Origin of the sequence: Novosphingobium mathurense, assembly GCF_900168325.1 — a bacterium.
Classification (GTDB): Bacteria; Pseudomonadota; Alphaproteobacteria; order Sphingomonadales; family Sphingomonadaceae; genus Novosphingobium; species Novosphingobium mathurense.
Genome location: NZ_FVZE01000002.1, coordinates 60,704 through 75,524 on the forward strand (window position 1 = coordinate 60,704; position 14,821 = coordinate 75,524).

Genomic DNA, 14,821 nt, shown 5'->3' on the forward strand with positions numbered 1-14,821 from the left:
GCATTCCTTGCAAGTCAACCGGATTCGTTACCCGATTCCGATGAAACGCTCACCATCCGCGATATCAAGCTCTACAACCCAGATATCCGGGTCCTGTTCGGCCCTACGAGTGATAAACTCTGAAATTTCCCATGGTTTTTCAGTGTCTTGTCTCTTTGAACAAGTCCACTGGCGGGTTCCATCCAATTGCGGCATGCGCTCGTAAGCGCGTGTATTCGCTCCGTTTTCGGTAAGGACGACCATGATCGTTCCAGCGTCGCGTTCACCTTTATTGATAACGGTTGCGAAACCACCTTCGGCCTGGACCCGACGAATCAGACCCGACACCTCGAGGTGTGCAGGCAGGCGCGCTTCCATCGGTCAGGCCGGGGCCGTGAAGGCGGCGGAATATCCGGGAAGGCCGGAGAGAGGAATGCGCGAGCGCATGAATGTGCCGGTCCCGCGTCCCACCTCGTCGCCTTCCTCGTCGATCAATCGCGATTCCGCCACGAGCACGCGGCGGCGGCCGCTGACCCAGCGCCCTTCGGCACGGACAGTCCCTCCCTTGATCGGCTTGCTGAGCAAGAGGTTGAACGAGGTGGTAAGCAGGAAGCGATCGGTGATCAGCGTGTTCGCGGCATAGAAGGCCGCGTCGTCGAGCATCTTGAAATAGATCGTGCCATGCGCGGCTCCGGCTGCGTGAAAACAATCGGGCCCGACATCGAACGTGATGCACGAATGCCCTTCACCGGTGATCTGGAGAACCGAACGAAACTTCTCGTTGATGGCGGCTGAAGCATAGAGGCTTTCCAGGGCCCGCCAGTGAAGGTTCGCACCGGCTGCGTCGGCGTTGTCAGCCTCGGTCATGTCAGGCAGCGTCGCGTTCGATGACGTTGCTCAGGAGGCTGTAGAGAACTTCCGGCCCCGGGGCTTCGATCAGGTCGTCGTGCATGCGCTCATCGCGCATCATGCGCGAGATCGCGGCGAGGGCATGAAGGTGCGCGGCGCCGGCGCCGTCCGGGGACAGCAGGCCGAAAACCAGATCGATCGGCATGCCGTCGGCGGAATCGAACTCTACGGGAGCTTCAAGCCGCATGAACGCAGCAACCGGACGCTTGAGGCCGGAAATGCGGGCGTGCGGGATCGCAATACGGCGACCGAAGCCGGTACTGCCCAATTCCTCACGTTCGAGCATGCGTTCCAGCACCTCATCGCGCTGAAGGTCATAGACCTGCGCAAAAAGGCCGGCGAGCTCGCTGAGAATAAGATCCTTGCTGTCTGCGACAGTCGTAACGACGGCCTCAGGCAGAAGAGTAAAAAGACCATTCATGCCAAATCTGATTCTAGTCTTGACCGGTTGCCATTTATTATACGCTCATAACCCCCGGAATATCCGGGGGTTACGTCCTCTCCTCCGATCAGGAATTCAAACGCCTGGTGACGTCACTGCTCGGCGTCAGTGAGGTTCGACCCAGCCGATCGAACCGTCGCCGCGGCGGTAAACCATATTATGCCGACCAGTACCAGCGTTTTTGAAGAACAAAGCCGTGGTATTGCGCAGGTCAAGCATCATGACCGCATCGGAAACGGTTGCTTCGGGAACGTCCACACGAGTCTCGGCGATGACCAGCGGCGCATCGGCCTCGATCTCGTCGTCGTTCTCGACCGGCGTTTCCTCGAAGATGGTGTAGGCCGCTTCCTCGGCAGCAATCGCATGGGCAGACTGCTCGTGGCGATCCTTCAGTCGGCGCTTGTAACGGCGCAGCTGCTTGTCGATCTTTTCCGCAGCCTGGTCGAGAGCAAGGTGCGCATCATGGGCAAGGCCGGTGGCCTTGAGAACCAGGTTCTGCATGACATGCATGATGATATCGCACCGGAAAGCGCCGGCAGGCGCTCGGCCGAAGGTCACGTGCGAGGACAAGGCCCGACTGAAATACTTCTCGATGATCGCCGTAAGACGTTCACCGGCGTGGACCTGAAGGGCCTCGCCAGTATCGACCTGGTGACCGGAGACGCGGATATCCATGGGCGTATTCTCCTCTTGCTAGAGTTTAGGCACCCCAGAGCGGGGTATCGACCGACTTGAGAAATTCCGCATGTGCTGCGAGTTCCTCTTCGGTGGCCGCGTGGGAACGCGGCTGACGGAAAGGTCGATCCCTTCGTGTGAGGATCTTCGTTTCCATCACGATCTCGGTGATTTCGGCTCCCAGCTCGAGGCCGATCTGGCGGCCTCCGCGGAGCTCGACATAGACCTGTGCCAGCAGCTCGGCGTCAAGCAGCGCGCCGTGCTTCGTGCGGTGGCTGCGATCGATGCCATAGCGTGTGCACAGCGCATCGAGCGAGAGCTTCGCGCCGGGATGGCGAACCTTGGCCAGGGCCACGGTATCGACCATCCGGTCGCGGCTGACTTCCGGATGACCGCAGGTCTGCAATTCGAAATTGATGAAGTTGAAGTCGAACCCGGCGTTGTGCGCCACCATCGGGCTGTCTTCGATGAAATCGAGGAACTCGTGCGCACGCTCTGCGAACAGCGGCTTGTCGGCAAGGAAAGCATCGGAAAGACCGTGCACGGCTTCGGCCTCGGCCGGCATCGACCGTTCGGGATTGAAGTAGGCGTGGAAGGTGCGTCCAGTGAGCACTCGGTTGACCATTTCAATGCAACCGATTTCGACCATCCGGTCACCGTTTTTGGGGTCGAACCCCGTCGTTTCGGTATCGAAGATGATCTCTCTCATCACTTCCCATATCTGCCTGCTGAGCCCGGTGTGCAAGGGGCTGACGAAGGAAATTATGCGCTACCCAACGCAGCAACCAATCGGGCGACCTGTTCGCGCGTTTCGGCAAGGCTCGTACCGGTTTCGATGACATGATCGGCCCGCGCGCGCTTTTCAGCGTCGGGTACCTGCAGGGACAGGATCTGCTCGAACTTTTCCTCGGTCATGCCCGGCCTCGCGAGGACCCGTTCGCGCTGGGCCTCGGCCGGGGCGGAAACGACGGCAACGGCATCGACCCCTTGCGCCCCGCCTTTTTCATAAAGGAGAGGGATATCGAAAACGATCAATGCCTTGCCTGCATTCTTCTGCAGGAAATCCTGTCGCATTTCGGCCACGGCGGGATGCACGATGGCTTCCAGCCGGGCCAGCTTTTCCCTGTCCCCGAAGACTGCGGCGCCCAGTTTCGGCCGGTCCACGCCCTGCGCCCCGGTGGTTCCGGGGAAGGCTTCCTCGATCGCCGGAAGCAGGCGACCGCCCGGACCCTGCAGTTCGTGCACCGCGGCGTCCGCATCGAACACGGGAACGCCCAGGTCGCGCAGCATCTGCGCCACTGTCGACTTGCCCATGCCGATCGAGCCGGTCAGACCGAGAATCCGGGGTCGAGTCGCAGTCACTTGAGCAGGATCTCCCGAAGCTCGCCGTCCGAGTCGCGCGGTGGAAAGGTGCCGAAGAACTTCTCGAAGGCGAATGCAGCCTGGCCGATCAGCATGGACAGCCCGTCCACCGTCTCGAACCCGGCCTCGCGCGCCTCCTTCAGAAAAGGAGTCTCCAGCGGGCTGGTAACGATGTCATAGATGACGCTGCCGGGCGGGACATGACTGAAATCAAATTCCAGTGCAGCCTGTCCGGTCATCCCCAAAGGGCTGGCATTGACGACCAGATCCATGATGCCCTTGCGATCGTCAAAGGCAAAATCGGTGGCTTGGGCGAAATGGGCGAGATCGATCGCGTGGTGATCGTCCCCCGTCGCCAGTTCGTCGAGCAGTCCGCGCGCCTTATCGGAGTTGCGACCGGCCAGGACGAGCACGAAGCCCTTGCGCGACAGCGCGGCGACGATCGCACGCGCAGCTCCACCGGTGCCGAGGATACGCGCCATGCGGAACAGGTGTTGCTGGTCGAGCCGATCCTGAAGCGGTTCGAGAAAGCCGGGGGCATCGGTGTTGTAGCCGACCAGCGTTCCATCCTCTTCACGCACGACGGTGTTGACCGCGCCGATGGTCTGCGCAAGCGGATCGAGCCGGTCGAGCAGCGGAATGATGTCCTGCTTGTGCGGCATGGTGACGTTGCAACCGCGCCACCCGGCATCGGCGCGACGGGCCGCCAGATATTCGGGCAAGCCGCCAGGTGCCACGCGGCAGGCTTCATAGCGCGCATCGATGCCCAGCTTGCCGAGCCAGAAATTGTGGATCGCCGGAGACTTCGACTGGGCAATGGGATCGCCGATGACTTCGGCATAGGGTTGGTCCCGGGTGAACGAGGTCATTTCTTCATCACTCCCAGTTCGCGCAGTGCCGCCTGTACCTTGAGCAGCGGCATGCCGAGAATGGTAAAGTAGTCGCCTTCGACCTTCTCGAACAATTGCACGCCGCGGCCTTCGAACCGGAAGACGCCAACGCAGCCCGACACTTCGGGCCATTCAGCCTCCAGGTAATCGGCAATGAAGCCATCGGACATGGCGATCACGTGCAGTTCGGCAAGACCGCCATCGGCCCAGACCACTTCGCCATCGCGGGCAAGGGCAGCCGCGCTGTGGAGCTTCATCACCTTGCCGGAAAAGAAGCGGAGATGTTCGGTCGCCGCCTCGCGCGTTCCCGGTTTGTCGAACCGGAAGCCGTCGCAGGTAACGAGAGAGTCGCTGCCCAGCACCAGCGTGCCGGGTGCATTCTGCGATACCGCAAGGGCCTTGGCCTTCGCGAGGGCAAGCGCGACTTCGCCGGCCGGAACTGCGCCGAGCTCAGCCTCGATCGCCCGTTCGTCGACATGGGCAGGCTGTGTGCAGAAGGGAATCTGGGCAGCTTCCAGCATCGCGCGACGCGATGCACTCTTGGATGCGAGAACGATCATTGTCTTTGCTGTGCTTCCCGAAAAATCAGATCGGCTTGGGTCCGACCGGGCCCTTGATGCCCGAGGCCTTGCGCTCGTTGTAGAGGTTGATGATCGCCGCTGCCGTTTCCTCGATCGAGCGGCGGGTAACATCGATGACCGGCCACGAATTGTCGGCGAACATGCGACGTGCGTATTTGACCTCGCTCTCGACCTTTTCCGCCTGCACGTAGTCGGTATCGGGCGACTGGCTCAGGGAGAGCAGCCGGTTGCGGCGCACCTGGATCAGGCGCTCCGGCGCCGTCGTCAGGCCCACCACCATCGGCCGGCGCAGACCGAACAGGGCCTGGGGCGGCGGACTTTCCACGACGATGGGGATATTCGCGACCTTGTAACCGCGATTGGCAAGATAGATGCTCGTCGGAGTCTTAGACGTGCGCGACACGCCCGCAAGGATGATGTCGGCGTCTTCCCAGTCTTCCCATGCGATCCCGTCATCGTGGGCGATGGTGAACTGGATCGCATCGACCCGCGCGAAATAGGCATCGTCGAGGCGGTGCTGACGGCCGGGACGCCCTTTCGCCTCCTGCCCCAGATGCGCCTCAAGCGCATCGGTCACGTTATCGAGCACCGCAAGCGCAGGGAGCCCCAGCGAGTGGCACCGCTCTTCCAGCCTCCCGCGCGTCTCCTCATTCACCAGCGTAAAAAAGACGAGACCGGGATTGGCGGCGATTTCCCCCATGATGCGGTCGAGGTGCTGCTGTGAGCGGACCATCGGCCAGAAATGGCGCAAGACGTCGCTGTCATCGAACTGGGCCAGCGCCGCCTTGGCAATCATTTCCAGCGTCTCGCCGGTGGAGTCCGAAAGCAGATGTAGGTGAAATCGCGCCATGAATGCGGTCTCGCGAGGTCCTTGTGGCGGCCTGTGGATATGTAGCGGCATAAACCACGGGAGCGTTCCGGTGACAACTCGCGAGGCCGATTCCGTCCCCATCCTCCAGATTCCACAGGGGGTACTTGTGGACAGTCTGGAGAGTCATTCCACAGGCTGGGGATAAGGGGCAAAACGATTCATTGACTCTGAACCGAGCGAGAGTCGCATCGGCGACTTCACCCTGTTCAATCCGGGACAAATCGGGCAAGGGACGCCCGTCCCCGATATCCACAGGGCCAACAGACTCCATCATCCCTTTATAAAATCTTTTATTTTTTTGATCGGACCCGAAACGCGATGCCAGGCCTCCTTCTGAACACGCTCCGTGGCGAAAATTCCGGCAAGCGGCCGATCTGGCTCATGCGCCAGGCTGGACGCTACCTTCCGGAGTATCGGGCCTTGCGTGCAGAGAAGGGCGGATTCCTCGCGCTGGTCTACGATACCGACGCCGCGGCCGAGATTACCCTGCAACCGATCCGCCGGTTCGGTTTCGATGGAGCGATCCTCTTTTCCGACATCCTCATCGTGCCTTACGCGATGGGACAGAATCTCGAGTTCCTTGCAGGCGAAGGCCCGAAACTGAGTCCGCGCCTCGTCGATCATGCGCTTGAAGGACTCACTGCAGTGCCCGAACGGCTTTCCCCGATCTACGACACGGTCGCCAAAGTTCGGGCCTCGCTCGATACCGACAAGACGATGTTGGGCTTTGCAGGGAGCCCCTGGACCGTCGCGACGTACATGGTCGCAGGCGAAGGGAGTCGGGACCAGCATGAGACCCGGGCCATGGCCTATCGCGATCCTGCGGCCTTTCAGGCGATCATCGACGGTATCGTCGACGTAACGGTCGAATATCTCAGCGGCCAGATCGCGGCCGGCGCCGAAGCTGTCCAGCTGTTCGATTCATGGTCGGGCAGTCTTGCCCCCGCACAGTTCGAAAAATGGGTCGTGGCGCCCAATGCGCGCATCGTCGAGCGGGTCAGGGCCCTGCACCCGCAGACCCCGATCATCGGCTTCCCAAAGGGCGCTGGCGAGAAGCTGGCCGCCTATGCGCGCGAGACCGGAGTCGATGCCGTGGGTGTCGACGAGACGATAGACCCGATCTGGGCCGCGCGCGAATTGCCGGAAGGCATGCCGGTGCAGGGCAATCTCGATCCGCTGCTGCTGCTTTCGGGCGGCGCGGAACTCGAAAAGCAGGCCCACGCGGTTCTTGATGCCTTTGCCGCGCGTCCCCACGTGTTCAACCTCGGCCACGGGATCGGCCAGCACACGCCGATCGCGCACGTCGAAGACCTGCTGCGGGTCGTTCGTACCTGGCAGCGCCAAGCGTAAGTGTAGAAGGAAGGAGGGCGCGGCTTTCACGCGCCAGAGGTGACTCATGGAGCAGATTTTGCAGACCACCTACCTTTGGCTGAAAGCCGGCCACATCATCTTCGTGATCTTCTGGATGGCAGGGCTCTTCATGCTGCCGCGCTACTACGTCTACCATCAGGAATCGGCGCCCGGCTCCGACGAAGAGGCGAAGTGGATCGATCGCGAAGCCAAGCTGCGCAAGATCATTCTCACCCCCTCGCTCATCATGGTCTGGCTCCTGGGCCTGGCGCTGGCCAGCTCGATCGGGGCATGGAGCCAAGGTTGGCTGCACACCAAGTTGCTCTTCGTCGTGGCGCTGAGCGGCTATCACGGCTGGCTGGTCGGCTACGGCAAGAAGCTGGCGCGCGGCGAGCGGACCCTGTCGGGCAAGGCCCTGCGCCTGCTCAACGAGATTCCCGGGCTGGCGGCCGCGATCATTGTCGTCCTCGTGGTCGTCAAGCCGTTCTGAATCGCATTTCCGAATGATGGTCCGGCGTGCAGGCGAGGCAGTTTGTCCCGCTTGCGCAGCCGCACAGAAGTGTGCCGTTGACCGGGGGCCGCGCAGGCCTTATCTGGACAGACCACCGGCATTGGGCCGCGACGCCCGTCCGCAAGCCCGGATCTGCTTTCCCCAAGCCCCTCGATCAGCCGGCCATATCCAAACTTTTCCATTCGGAAACCAAGCAAGATGCATCTGAAAGAACTGAAGAGAAAGACCCCGGCCGAGCTCGTGGAGATGGCCGAGGAAATGGGAGTAGAAGGCGCTTCGACGATGCGCCGCCAGGACCTGATGTTCGGCATTCTCAAGGAAGTCGCCGAAGACGGGGAAGAAATCATCGGCCAGGGCACGATCGAAGTGCTGCCGGACGGTTTCGGCTTCCTGCGCAGCCCCGAAGCGAATTACCTCGCCGGCCCGGACGATATCTACGTCTCGCCGAACCAGGTCCGCAAGTGGGGCCTGCGCACCGGCGATACCGTGGAAGGTGAGATCCGCGCTCCCAAGGACGGTGAGCGTTACTTCGCCATTACCAAGCTCATGAGCGTCAACTACGACGATCCCGACGTGGTTCGTCATCGCGTCAACTTCGACAACCTGACGCCGCTCTATCCTGACGAACGCCTCAAGCTCGACAGCCTCGACCCGACGGTCAAGGACAAGTCGGCCCGCGTGATCGACCTGATCAGCCCGCAGGGCAAGGGCCAGCGCGCGCTGATCGTAGCGCCGCCGCGGACCGGCAAGACCGTGCTGCTGCAGAACATCGCCAAGGCGATCACCGACAACCATCCGGAAGTCTTCCTGCTGGTGCTGCTCGTCGACGAGCGCCCGGAAGAAGTTACCGACATGCAGCGCTCGGTGAAGGGCGAGGTCATCTCCTCGACCTTCGACGAACCGGCCCAGCGCCACGTGCAGGTCGCGGAAATGGTGATCGAGAAGGCCAAGCGTCTCGTCGAACACAAGCGCGACGTAGTCATCCTGCTCGACTCCATCACCCGCCTCGGCCGCGCCTACAACACCGTAGTGCCCAGTTCGGGCAAGGTGTTGACGGGCGGTGTCGATGCGAACGCCCTGCAGCGCCCCAAGCGCTTCTTCGGCGCCGCTCGCAACATCGAGGAGGGCGGATCGCTCTCGATCATCGCCACGGCCCTGATCGATACCGGCAGCCGCATGGACGAAGTCATCTTCGAAGAGTTCAAGGGCACCGGTAACTCGGAAATCGTCCTCGATCGCAAGGTGGCCGACAAGCGCATCTTCCCGGCGCTGGACGTCGGCAAGTCCGGCACCCGCAAGGAAGAGCTGCTGGTTCCCAAGGACCAGCTCTCCAAGATGTGGGTCCTGCGTCGCATCCTGATGCAGATGGGTACTGTCGATGCGATGGAATTCCTTCTCGACAAGATGAAGGATTCCAAGACCAACGAAGACTTCTTCGCGACGATGAACCAGTAAGACCGTCGAAGGGGGCTATCCGTGAGTATCCTGATGACTCTTGTCGCCAGCGGTTCGATCGGTGGACCGGCCGAGATCTGGCAACATATCGTCAACGACTTCTCGAACATCACCGAGGCGGCAGCCCTTGCCGCCTTCGGCCAGGTACTGATGATCGACCTGCTGCTGGCCGGCGACAATGCCATCGTTGTCGGCGCGCTGGCGGCGGGCCTTCCTGCGGCTGATCGCAAGAAGGTGATCCTTATCGGTATCGGCGCTGCGCTCGTTCTGCGCATCGCCTTTGCGCTGGCGGTGACGTGGCTGCTCGGCATTGTCGGGTTGATTTTCGCAGGCGGCCTGCTCCTCCTCTGGGTTGCCTGGAAGTTCTGGCGCGAATTGCGGGACGGTGCCGGTGAAAGCGGCGGCTCTCCCGAGATCGAGGGTGACGAGCACAGTGGCCTGCGCTCGGCCAAGAGCTTTGCGGGCGCCGCCTGGGCGGTTGCCATCGCCGACGTATCGATGAGCCTCGACAATGTGCTTGCCGTAGCCGGTGCGGCACGGGAGCATCCCGGCATCCTGATTGTCGGCCTGCTGCTCTCCGTCGTCCTGATGGGCGTCGCGGCCAACATCATTGCCCGCTACATCGAGCGTTACCGCTGGATCGGCTATGTCGGCCTGGCCGTCATCCTCTACGTTGCGCTCAAGATGATCTACGAGGGCTGGATCGACCCGCACCTCGGCATCGTCTCTCTCGTCTGAGAACCGTTTTGCCTTAGCCTTCAGGGAAGGAGGACCGTCGACCCCGTCGTCGCGCGGCTCTCCAGCGCCCTGTGGGCTTGGGCGGCATCGCTCAGGGCGAAACGCGCTCCGATCTGCGGCTTGAGAACGCCGCTGCTGATGCGGCTGAACAGCTTGGCTGCATTGGTGGCCAGCATCTCCGGCGTGGCGATGTAGTCAGCCAGTGTGGGACGGGTGAGATAGAGCGAGCCTCCCTTCATCAGGTCCAGCACGGCAATCGGCGGCACTGCACCCGATGCATTGCCATAACTCACCATCATCCCGCGTCGGCGCAGGCAGGCCAGTGAGGCGGACCAGCTGGCAGCGCCGACACCGTCATAGACGACATCGCACATCCTTCCCGCGGTCAGTTCCCGTACCGCCTCCGGCAATGCACTGAAGGCGCAAGAGAGCTTGTGTTCACCCGGAACACTTGCTGCCTTTTCAGGCGAACCGGCGTGGGCGATCACGATGACGCCTTTTTCGAGCAGCCAGGGCACCAGTAGCGAACCCACGCCGCCCGCAGCGGAATGGACCAGAGCAATTTCACCAGCCTTGGCTGGATAGGTGTCCTCAGCCAGATAACAGGCAGTCAGACCTTTCAACATTACCGCGGCGGCGATCTGCGGATCGATGTCCGAAGGCACCGGAATGGCCTTGGATGCGGCAATGATGCGATGGGTGGCATAGGCGCCGCCGTTTTGCGTGCACCCGATGCGATCGCCGATGGAGAACCCGGTGACTCCGTCCCCTAGTGCGATGATCCGCCCGACGCTTTCCGAACCCAGGGTAATCGGCAAGGGATCGTCGTAGAGTCCCTTGCGGTAATAAGTGTCGATGAAATTGAGACCGACGGCTTCGGTCTCGATCAACACTTCCTCCGGGCCGGGCGAGGGGACTTCGAAGTCCTCCCGCGCGATGACTTCAGGGCCGCCATGGGCGGGAACGATCATCCGGTAGCCGATTGTCATTGTCCTGATCCTCGGATCGACTTCAGAAGACGCGGCGGAACGTGTCCGCGCGGGCAACGCGCCAGGCGTGAGCGTATTGGGTGGAATCGGGATCTTCGACAAGCTGGCCGGGCTTCAGGAAACCGTAGACTTCATCGAGAGGACCGGCCTTGGCACTGTCGATACGTTGGTACATGTCATGCTGGGTGAGTTCCCAGGGGCTCTCGTACCCCATGGCGACGACGATCTCGCGAAGGGCCCTGAGAGTCTCGCTCTGGAAGCGTGCGACGCGTTCGGCCTTGTCATCCACTACGAGCCCGCGCTGGCGCCAGGGTACCTGCGTCGCGACACCGGTAGGGCATTCGCCGGTATGGCACTTCATCGATTGCACGCAGCCGAGTGAGAACATGAAGGCGCGTGCGGCATTGCACCAGTCGGCACCGAGCGCGAAGGAACGGGCCATGCCGGCTCCGCTATGGACCTTGCCCGAGGCGCCGACGCGGATGCGGTGCTTTAGGTTGGCGCCGACGAGGGCATTGCGCATGAGGATCAAGCCTTCGCGCAGGGGCATGCCGACGTTGTCGGTCAGTTCCTGCGGCGCCGCCCCGGTTCCGCCTTCTGCGCCATCGACGACAATGAAGTCCGGGGCGATGTCGGTCTCGATCATCGCCTTGACGATTGCCATGACTTCGTGCGGCTGGCCGACACAGAGTTTGAAACCGGCAGGCTTCCCACCCGAGAGTTCGCGCAATTGCGCCACCCATTCGAGCAGTTCGATCGGCGTCGAAAACGTCGAATGACCTGCGGGCGAGATGCAGTCCTCGCCAATCTCCACCTTGCGTGCTTCGGCGATCTCCGGGGTGACCTTCGCCCCGGGAAGCATGCCGCCGTGTCCGGGCTTGGCGCCCTGGCTCAACTTGATCTCGACCATCTTGACCTGATCGTCCTGAGCCTGTTCGGCGAACAGGTCAGGATTGAAATTGCCGTCCCTGGTGCGGCAGCCGAAGTAGCCGCTACCCAGTTCCCAGATCAGGTCGCCGCCGTGCTTGCGGTGATAACGGCTGATGGAGCCTTCGCCAGTGTCATGGGCGAAGCCGCCAAGCGCCGCGCCCTTGTTGAGCGCTTCGATGGCATTGGCGGACAAGGAGCCGAAGCTCATTGCCGATATGTTGAGCAGGGCGCTGTCATAAGGCTTGGCGCAAGAGTCGGCTCCGATGCGGACATGCCAGCTCTTTGGTGCTTCCTCATTCGGAGCGATCGAGTGGCCGAGCCATTCGTATTCGTCGGAATAGACGTCGAGCTCGGTCCCCATTGGGTGGGTGGAGATATCGCCCTTGGCCCGTGCATAGACCAGGCTGCGCTCGTCGATAGTGAAGGGCCTTCCTTCCCGGTCGCTTTCGACGATGTAAGTACGAAGGTAAGGCCGCAGGTCTTCGAACAGCCAGCGGATGCGCGCGATGAGGGGATAGTTTCGCCTCAAGGCATGCCGGTTCTGACCGAAGTCCCACAAGGTCAGCAGCAGCACTGGCACCATGACCGCAAGGGCCCAGTGCAGCGGATGAATCAGCCAGCAGGCGGCCGTGACGACCACGACCGCCAATGGCACGAAATAGCGAGGTGCCAGGTGCATGCCGAGCTGACGCGCGATCAGCCGATATGCGCCGCGAAAAATGCGACGGTTCGTTCGTCCGCAAGCTTGGCGCCGGCCTCGTCGCGGCGTGAGCCGATCTCGGCAGCGAAGCCGTGGTCGAGGCCTTCATAGTCATGGAGGGTGACCTTGGGGTGATCGTCGAGGGCATCGTGGATGGTTTTTTGCGCTTCGGGCGGAACGAAGCCGTCGGCGGTCGGAATGTGCAGCATGAGGGGGCGGGCGATCGCGTGCTTCTCGTTGAGCATCTGGTCGATCATCACGCCGTAGTAACCGACCGAGGCATCGATGTCCGTGCGCGCGGCGGCCATATAGGCGATGCGGCCACCCATGCAGTAGCCTACCAGTCCGACCTTGGGCACGCCCGCTTCGCGGCGGATCCAGTGGATCACCGCCTCGATGTCGCGAATGCCGAGGTCGAAATCGTGGTTCGACATGTATTGGATGGCCTGCTGGAATTCTTCCGGTTTGTCGGCATCCAGCTCGACCCCCGGCTTCTGGCGCCAGAAGGTGTCGGGCGCGACAGCGAGATAGCCCTTGCTGGCCCAGCTGTCGGCCTTCTTGCGGATTCCGGCGTCGACGCCGAAGATCTCCTGCTGGACGATGATCGCGCCGCGGGGTGTGCCCTCGGGCTTGGCCACGTAGGCCGGAATCATGCCGTCGCCGTCGAGTGCGGGAATTTCGGTGTTGGTCGTTGTCATGGAGACTCTCCTCGTGGGCGGTTCTTTGGGAGGAGTTAGGCACGGGCAATGGACTTTGCCAAGCGTATGTGTCAGCTAGGGCAAGTAAATTTCAAGCGGGAGACGCGCATGAAGGTCAATGTCGAGGTGGAATGCTCCCCCGAAGAGGCGCGGCGTTTCCTGGGTCTTCCAGACGTTACGAAGGCCAACGAAGTCTATGTAGATGCCATCACGAATGCCATGCAGGGTGTCGGCAGTTTCGATCAGCTCAACGAGATGGCCAAGCAGATCGCTCCCATGGGTCAGTTCGGACTCAAGCTGTTCCAACAGCTGCTTGAGAGTGGGGCGCAAATGGCGATGAGTGGATCTGGTCAGAACAAGCCGAAGAAGGACGGCTGATCTAGCCTCTTCCCTCGCTCCGCCTGACGGGGCATGGGCCTTTCATGACCGATACGATTTTTGCGCTTTCGAGTGGTTCGCCGCCGGCGGCCATTGGGGTCCTGCGTGTGAGTGGGCCACAAGCCGGTGAAGCCATTGCAGCGCTGGCCGGTTCCGTTCCGCCCGCGCGCCGCGCCAGCTATCGCAAGTTGCGCGATGGCGAGGGCGCCATTCTCGATCACGCGCTGGTGCTCTGGTTTCCCGGGCCGAATACGGCAACCGGCGAAGACCTTGCGGAATTTCATTTGCATGGGGGCAGGGCAGTCGTGACCGCGGTGGAATCCGCACTGTCCCAAATGGCAAAGTTGCGCCGCGCAACTCCGGGCGAATTTACCCGACGTGCCTTCGCCAATGGCCGAATCGATCTGGCGGAGGCGGAGGGCCTCGCCGACCTGCTTTCGGCCGAGACGGAGCTGCAGCGCCGGAGTGCGCTGGCCATGGCCGATGGGGCCTTCTCCCGCCAGGTCGAGACCTGGCGCGATCGTGTTCTGGCGGCTTCGGCTGCCGTCGAGGCGATCCTCGATTTCGGGGACGAAGACGATGTCGCGGACTTGCCCGGGGATTTCCTCGCTGGCCTTGACAGGTTCCACGTGGAACTCACCGAATGGCTCAAGCGTCCCCGCGCCGAACGATTGAAGGATGGATTCCGCGTCGTGTTGGCCGGGCCGCCCAATGCCGGCAAGAGCACCTTGTTCAATGCGCTTGTCGAGGACGAGGCTGCGATCACGGCACCGCTTGCCGGAACGACCCGGGATGTCCTCACGCGTGCGGTCGCCATCGGCGGCGTACCCTTCGTCTTCGCGGACACTGCCGGACTGCGCGATCAAACCGGAGACGAGATCGAAGCGATCGGTATTGCCCGGGCGCGCGCGGCCCTTGACGGTGCGGATCTCGTTCTCTGGCTTGGGCCTGAAGGGGAGGGCCCTACCGGTGCGTGGGAGATTGCTGCGCAGTGTGACCGTTCGGATATCGCAGACAAGTACGCCCCGCGTCATCGGGTCTCTGCCGTAACAGGATCGGGACTGGATGAGATCCGGCGCGACCTGATCGAGACCGCGCGAAGGAGGATGCCTCGGCCCGGTGACGCGGCGCTCAATCGCCGACAGCATTTGCTCGTCAGCGAGGCGGCGTTGGCCATTGCCGCTGCAGGGCAAGAGAGCGATCCTCTGCTGGTAGCTGAGGCCTTGCGCCTTGCCCGCGTCGCTTTTGACGGATTGATCGGCCGCACTACGACCGAGGACATGCTCGATGCGCTGTTCGGACGTTTCTGCATTGGCAAATAGCCCATGTTTCACGTGAAACAGTGCAAGTCGCTTTGACGCGA

General features: G+C 62.0%; 18 protein-coding genes. 6 read left to right on the top strand and 12 right to left on the bottom strand.

Going from position 1 to position 14,821, the window contains the following annotated elements:
• Nucleotides 1-27 precede the first annotated feature (27 nt).
• From B5483_RS07095 to B5483_RS07135, 9 genes are all read right to left on the bottom strand, one after another.
• Nucleotides 28-357: a DUF1491 family protein gene (locus tag B5483_RS07095; RefSeq protein WP_054944625.1), complete on the bottom strand. Its 330-nt coding sequence runs from the start codon at nt 355-357 to the stop codon at nt 28-30.
• 3 nt (nt 358-360) lie between these two features.
• Nucleotides 361-846 (bottom strand): PaaI family thioesterase, encoded by a 486-nt coding sequence (locus B5483_RS07100; RefSeq protein ID WP_054944626.1) that lies wholly within the window; start codon nt 844-846, stop codon nt 361-363.
• 1 nt (nt 847) lies between these two features.
• On the bottom strand, nt 848-1,309 hold the full coding sequence (locus tag B5483_RS07105) for a PTS sugar transporter subunit IIA (protein WP_079729937.1): 462 nt from the start codon (nt 1,307-1,309) through the stop codon (nt 848-850).
• A gap of 126 nt (nt 1,310-1,435) precedes the next feature.
• The gene (gene hpf / locus B5483_RS07110) at nt 1,436-2,005 is read right to left on the bottom strand and encodes a ribosome hibernation-promoting factor, HPF/YfiA family (RefSeq protein WP_079729938.1); all 570 of its coding nucleotides are present in this window, start codon (nt 2,003-2,005) and stop codon (nt 1,436-1,438) included.
• A gap of 25 nt (nt 2,006-2,030) precedes the next feature.
• On the bottom strand, nt 2,031-2,714 hold the full coding sequence (dnaQ, locus tag B5483_RS07115; RefSeq protein ID WP_054944629.1) for a DNA polymerase III subunit epsilon: 684 nt from the start codon (nt 2,712-2,714) through the stop codon (nt 2,031-2,033).
• Nucleotides 2,715-2,767: 53 nt separating this feature from the next.
• On the bottom strand, nt 2,768-3,367 hold the full coding sequence (gene coaE / locus B5483_RS07120) for a dephospho-CoA kinase (RefSeq protein WP_079729939.1): 600 nt from the start codon (nt 3,365-3,367) through the stop codon (nt 2,768-2,770).
• Entirely contained in the window at nt 3,364-4,236 is an 873-nt protein-coding gene (gene aroE, locus B5483_RS07125; RefSeq protein ID WP_079729940.1) for a shikimate dehydrogenase, read from the bottom strand. The genes coaE and aroE overlap by 4 nt, the downstream gene beginning before the upstream one ends.
• Nucleotides 4,233-4,817 carry a Maf family protein gene (locus B5483_RS07130; RefSeq protein ID WP_079729941.1) on the bottom strand — a complete coding sequence of 195 codons (585 nt, stop codon included), beginning with the start codon at nt 4,815-4,817 and terminating at the stop codon, nt 4,233-4,235. Before B5483_RS07130 ends, aroE begins: the two co-directional genes overlap by 4 nt.
• A gap of 25 nt (nt 4,818-4,842) precedes the next feature.
• Nucleotides 4,843-5,688 (bottom strand): pyruvate, water dikinase regulatory protein, encoded by an 846-nt coding sequence (locus B5483_RS07135; RefSeq protein WP_054944633.1) that lies wholly within the window; start codon nt 5,686-5,688, stop codon nt 4,843-4,845.
• 339 nt (nt 5,689-6,027) lie between these two features.
• Between B5483_RS07135 and hemE the strand changes: the two genes are divergently transcribed.
• The 4 genes from hemE to B5483_RS07155 all read left to right on the top strand — a co-directional run bounded on the left by hemE (nt 6,028) and on the right by B5483_RS07155 (nt 9,763).
• Nucleotides 6,028-7,059: a uroporphyrinogen decarboxylase gene (hemE, locus tag B5483_RS07140; RefSeq protein ID WP_079729942.1), complete on the top strand. Its 1,032-nt coding sequence runs from the start codon at nt 6,028-6,030 to the stop codon at nt 7,057-7,059.
• 46 nt (nt 7,060-7,105) lie between these two features.
• Nucleotides 7,106-7,549 carry a CopD family protein gene (locus tag B5483_RS07145; RefSeq protein ID WP_054944635.1) on the top strand — a complete coding sequence of 148 codons (444 nt, stop codon included), beginning with the start codon at nt 7,106-7,108 and terminating at the stop codon, nt 7,547-7,549.
• Nucleotides 7,550-7,768: 219 nt separating this feature from the next.
• On the top strand, nt 7,769-9,025 hold the full coding sequence (gene rho / locus B5483_RS07150) for a transcription termination factor Rho (RefSeq protein ID WP_007012610.1): 1,257 nt from the start codon (nt 7,769-7,771) through the stop codon (nt 9,023-9,025).
• A gap of 33 nt (nt 9,026-9,058) precedes the next feature.
• Nucleotides 9,059-9,763, top strand: a complete 705-nt coding sequence (locus tag B5483_RS07155; protein ID WP_013831468.1) for a YjbE family putative metal transport protein — start codon at nt 9,059-9,061, stop codon at nt 9,761-9,763.
• Between the two features lie 20 nt (nt 9,764-9,783).
• On the opposite strand, the gene B5483_RS07160 is transcribed toward B5483_RS07155, so the two are convergent.
• Genes B5483_RS07160 through B5483_RS07170 form a run of 3 tightly spaced genes read right to left on the bottom strand, consistent with a single transcriptional unit; the run spans nt 9,784 to nt 13,080 of the window.
• A complete protein-coding gene (locus B5483_RS07160) occupies nt 9,784-10,752 on the bottom strand; it encodes a quinone oxidoreductase family protein (RefSeq protein ID WP_176167973.1) in 969 nt (322 codons plus the stop codon).
• A 22-nt stretch (nt 10,753-10,774) separates the two neighbouring features.
• Nucleotides 10,775-12,361, bottom strand: a complete 1,587-nt coding sequence (locus B5483_RS07165; protein ID WP_079729943.1) for an FMN-binding glutamate synthase family protein — start codon at nt 12,359-12,361, stop codon at nt 10,775-10,777.
• Nucleotides 12,362-12,378: 17 nt separating this feature from the next.
• A complete protein-coding gene (locus B5483_RS07170; protein ID WP_079729944.1) occupies nt 12,379-13,080 on the bottom strand; it encodes a dienelactone hydrolase family protein in 702 nt (233 codons plus the stop codon).
• Nucleotides 13,081-13,188: 108 nt separating this feature from the next.
• On the opposite strand from B5483_RS07170, the gene B5483_RS07175 reads away from it, so the two are divergent.
• Nucleotides 13,189-13,458 (top strand): DUF6489 family protein, encoded by a 270-nt coding sequence (locus B5483_RS07175; protein ID WP_054944639.1) that lies wholly within the window; start codon nt 13,189-13,191, stop codon nt 13,456-13,458.
• A gap of 44 nt (nt 13,459-13,502) precedes the next feature.
• Entirely contained in the window at nt 13,503-14,780 is a 1,278-nt protein-coding gene (gene mnmE, locus B5483_RS07180) for a tRNA uridine-5-carboxymethylaminomethyl(34) synthesis GTPase MnmE (RefSeq protein ID WP_079729945.1), read from the top strand.
• Nucleotides 14,781-14,821: the final 41 nt, after the last annotated feature.

Excerpts from the sequence above, each read along its gene's own strand:
- hemE (WP_079729942.1), top strand. The coding sequence starts at position 6,028 with ATGCCAGGCCTCCTTCTGAACACGCTCCGTGGCGAAAATTCCGGCAAG.
- dnaQ (WP_054944629.1), bottom strand. The coding sequence starts at position 2,714 with ATGAGAGAGATCATCTTCGATACCGAAACGACGGGGTTCGACCCCAAA.
- B5483_RS07170 (WP_079729944.1), bottom strand. The coding sequence starts at position 13,080 with ATGACAACGACCAACACCGAAATTCCCGCACTCGACGGCGACGGCATG.
- B5483_RS07095 (WP_054944625.1), bottom strand. The coding sequence starts at position 357 with ATGGAAGCGCGCCTGCCTGCACACCTCGAGGTGTCGGGTCTGATTCGT.
- B5483_RS07135 (WP_054944633.1), bottom strand. The coding sequence starts at position 5,688 with ATGGCGCGATTTCACCTACATCTGCTTTCGGACTCCACCGGCGAGACG.
- B5483_RS07100 (WP_054944626.1), bottom strand. The coding sequence starts at position 846 with ATGACCGAGGCTGACAACGCCGACGCAGCCGGTGCGAACCTTCACTGG.
- B5483_RS07105 (WP_079729937.1), bottom strand. The coding sequence starts at position 1,309 with ATGAATGGTCTTTTTACTCTTCTGCCTGAGGCCGTCGTTACGACTGTC.
- mnmE (WP_079729945.1), top strand. The coding sequence starts at position 13,503 with ATGACCGATACGATTTTTGCGCTTTCGAGTGGTTCGCCGCCGGCGGCC.
- hpf (WP_079729938.1), bottom strand. The coding sequence starts at position 2,005 with ATGGATATCCGCGTCTCCGGTCACCAGGTCGATACTGGCGAGGCCCTT.
- rho (WP_007012610.1), top strand. The coding sequence starts at position 7,769 with ATGCATCTGAAAGAACTGAAGAGAAAGACCCCGGCCGAGCTCGTGGAG.
- B5483_RS07175 (WP_054944639.1), top strand. The coding sequence starts at position 13,189 with ATGAAGGTCAATGTCGAGGTGGAATGCTCCCCCGAAGAGGCGCGGCGT.
- B5483_RS07160 (WP_176167973.1), bottom strand. The coding sequence starts at position 10,752 with ATGACAATCGGCTACCGGATGATCGTTCCCGCCCATGGCGGCCCTGAA.
- aroE (WP_079729940.1), bottom strand. The coding sequence starts at position 4,236 with ATGACCTCGTTCACCCGGGACCAACCCTATGCCGAAGTCATCGGCGAT.
- B5483_RS07165 (WP_079729943.1), bottom strand. The coding sequence starts at position 12,361 with ATGCACCTGGCACCTCGCTATTTCGTGCCATTGGCGGTCGTGGTCGTC.
- B5483_RS07145 (WP_054944635.1), top strand. The coding sequence starts at position 7,106 with ATGGAGCAGATTTTGCAGACCACCTACCTTTGGCTGAAAGCCGGCCAC.
- B5483_RS07130 (WP_079729941.1), bottom strand. The coding sequence starts at position 4,817 with ATGATCGTTCTCGCATCCAAGAGTGCATCGCGTCGCGCGATGCTGGAA.
- B5483_RS07155 (WP_013831468.1), top strand. The coding sequence starts at position 9,059 with ATGACTCTTGTCGCCAGCGGTTCGATCGGTGGACCGGCCGAGATCTGG.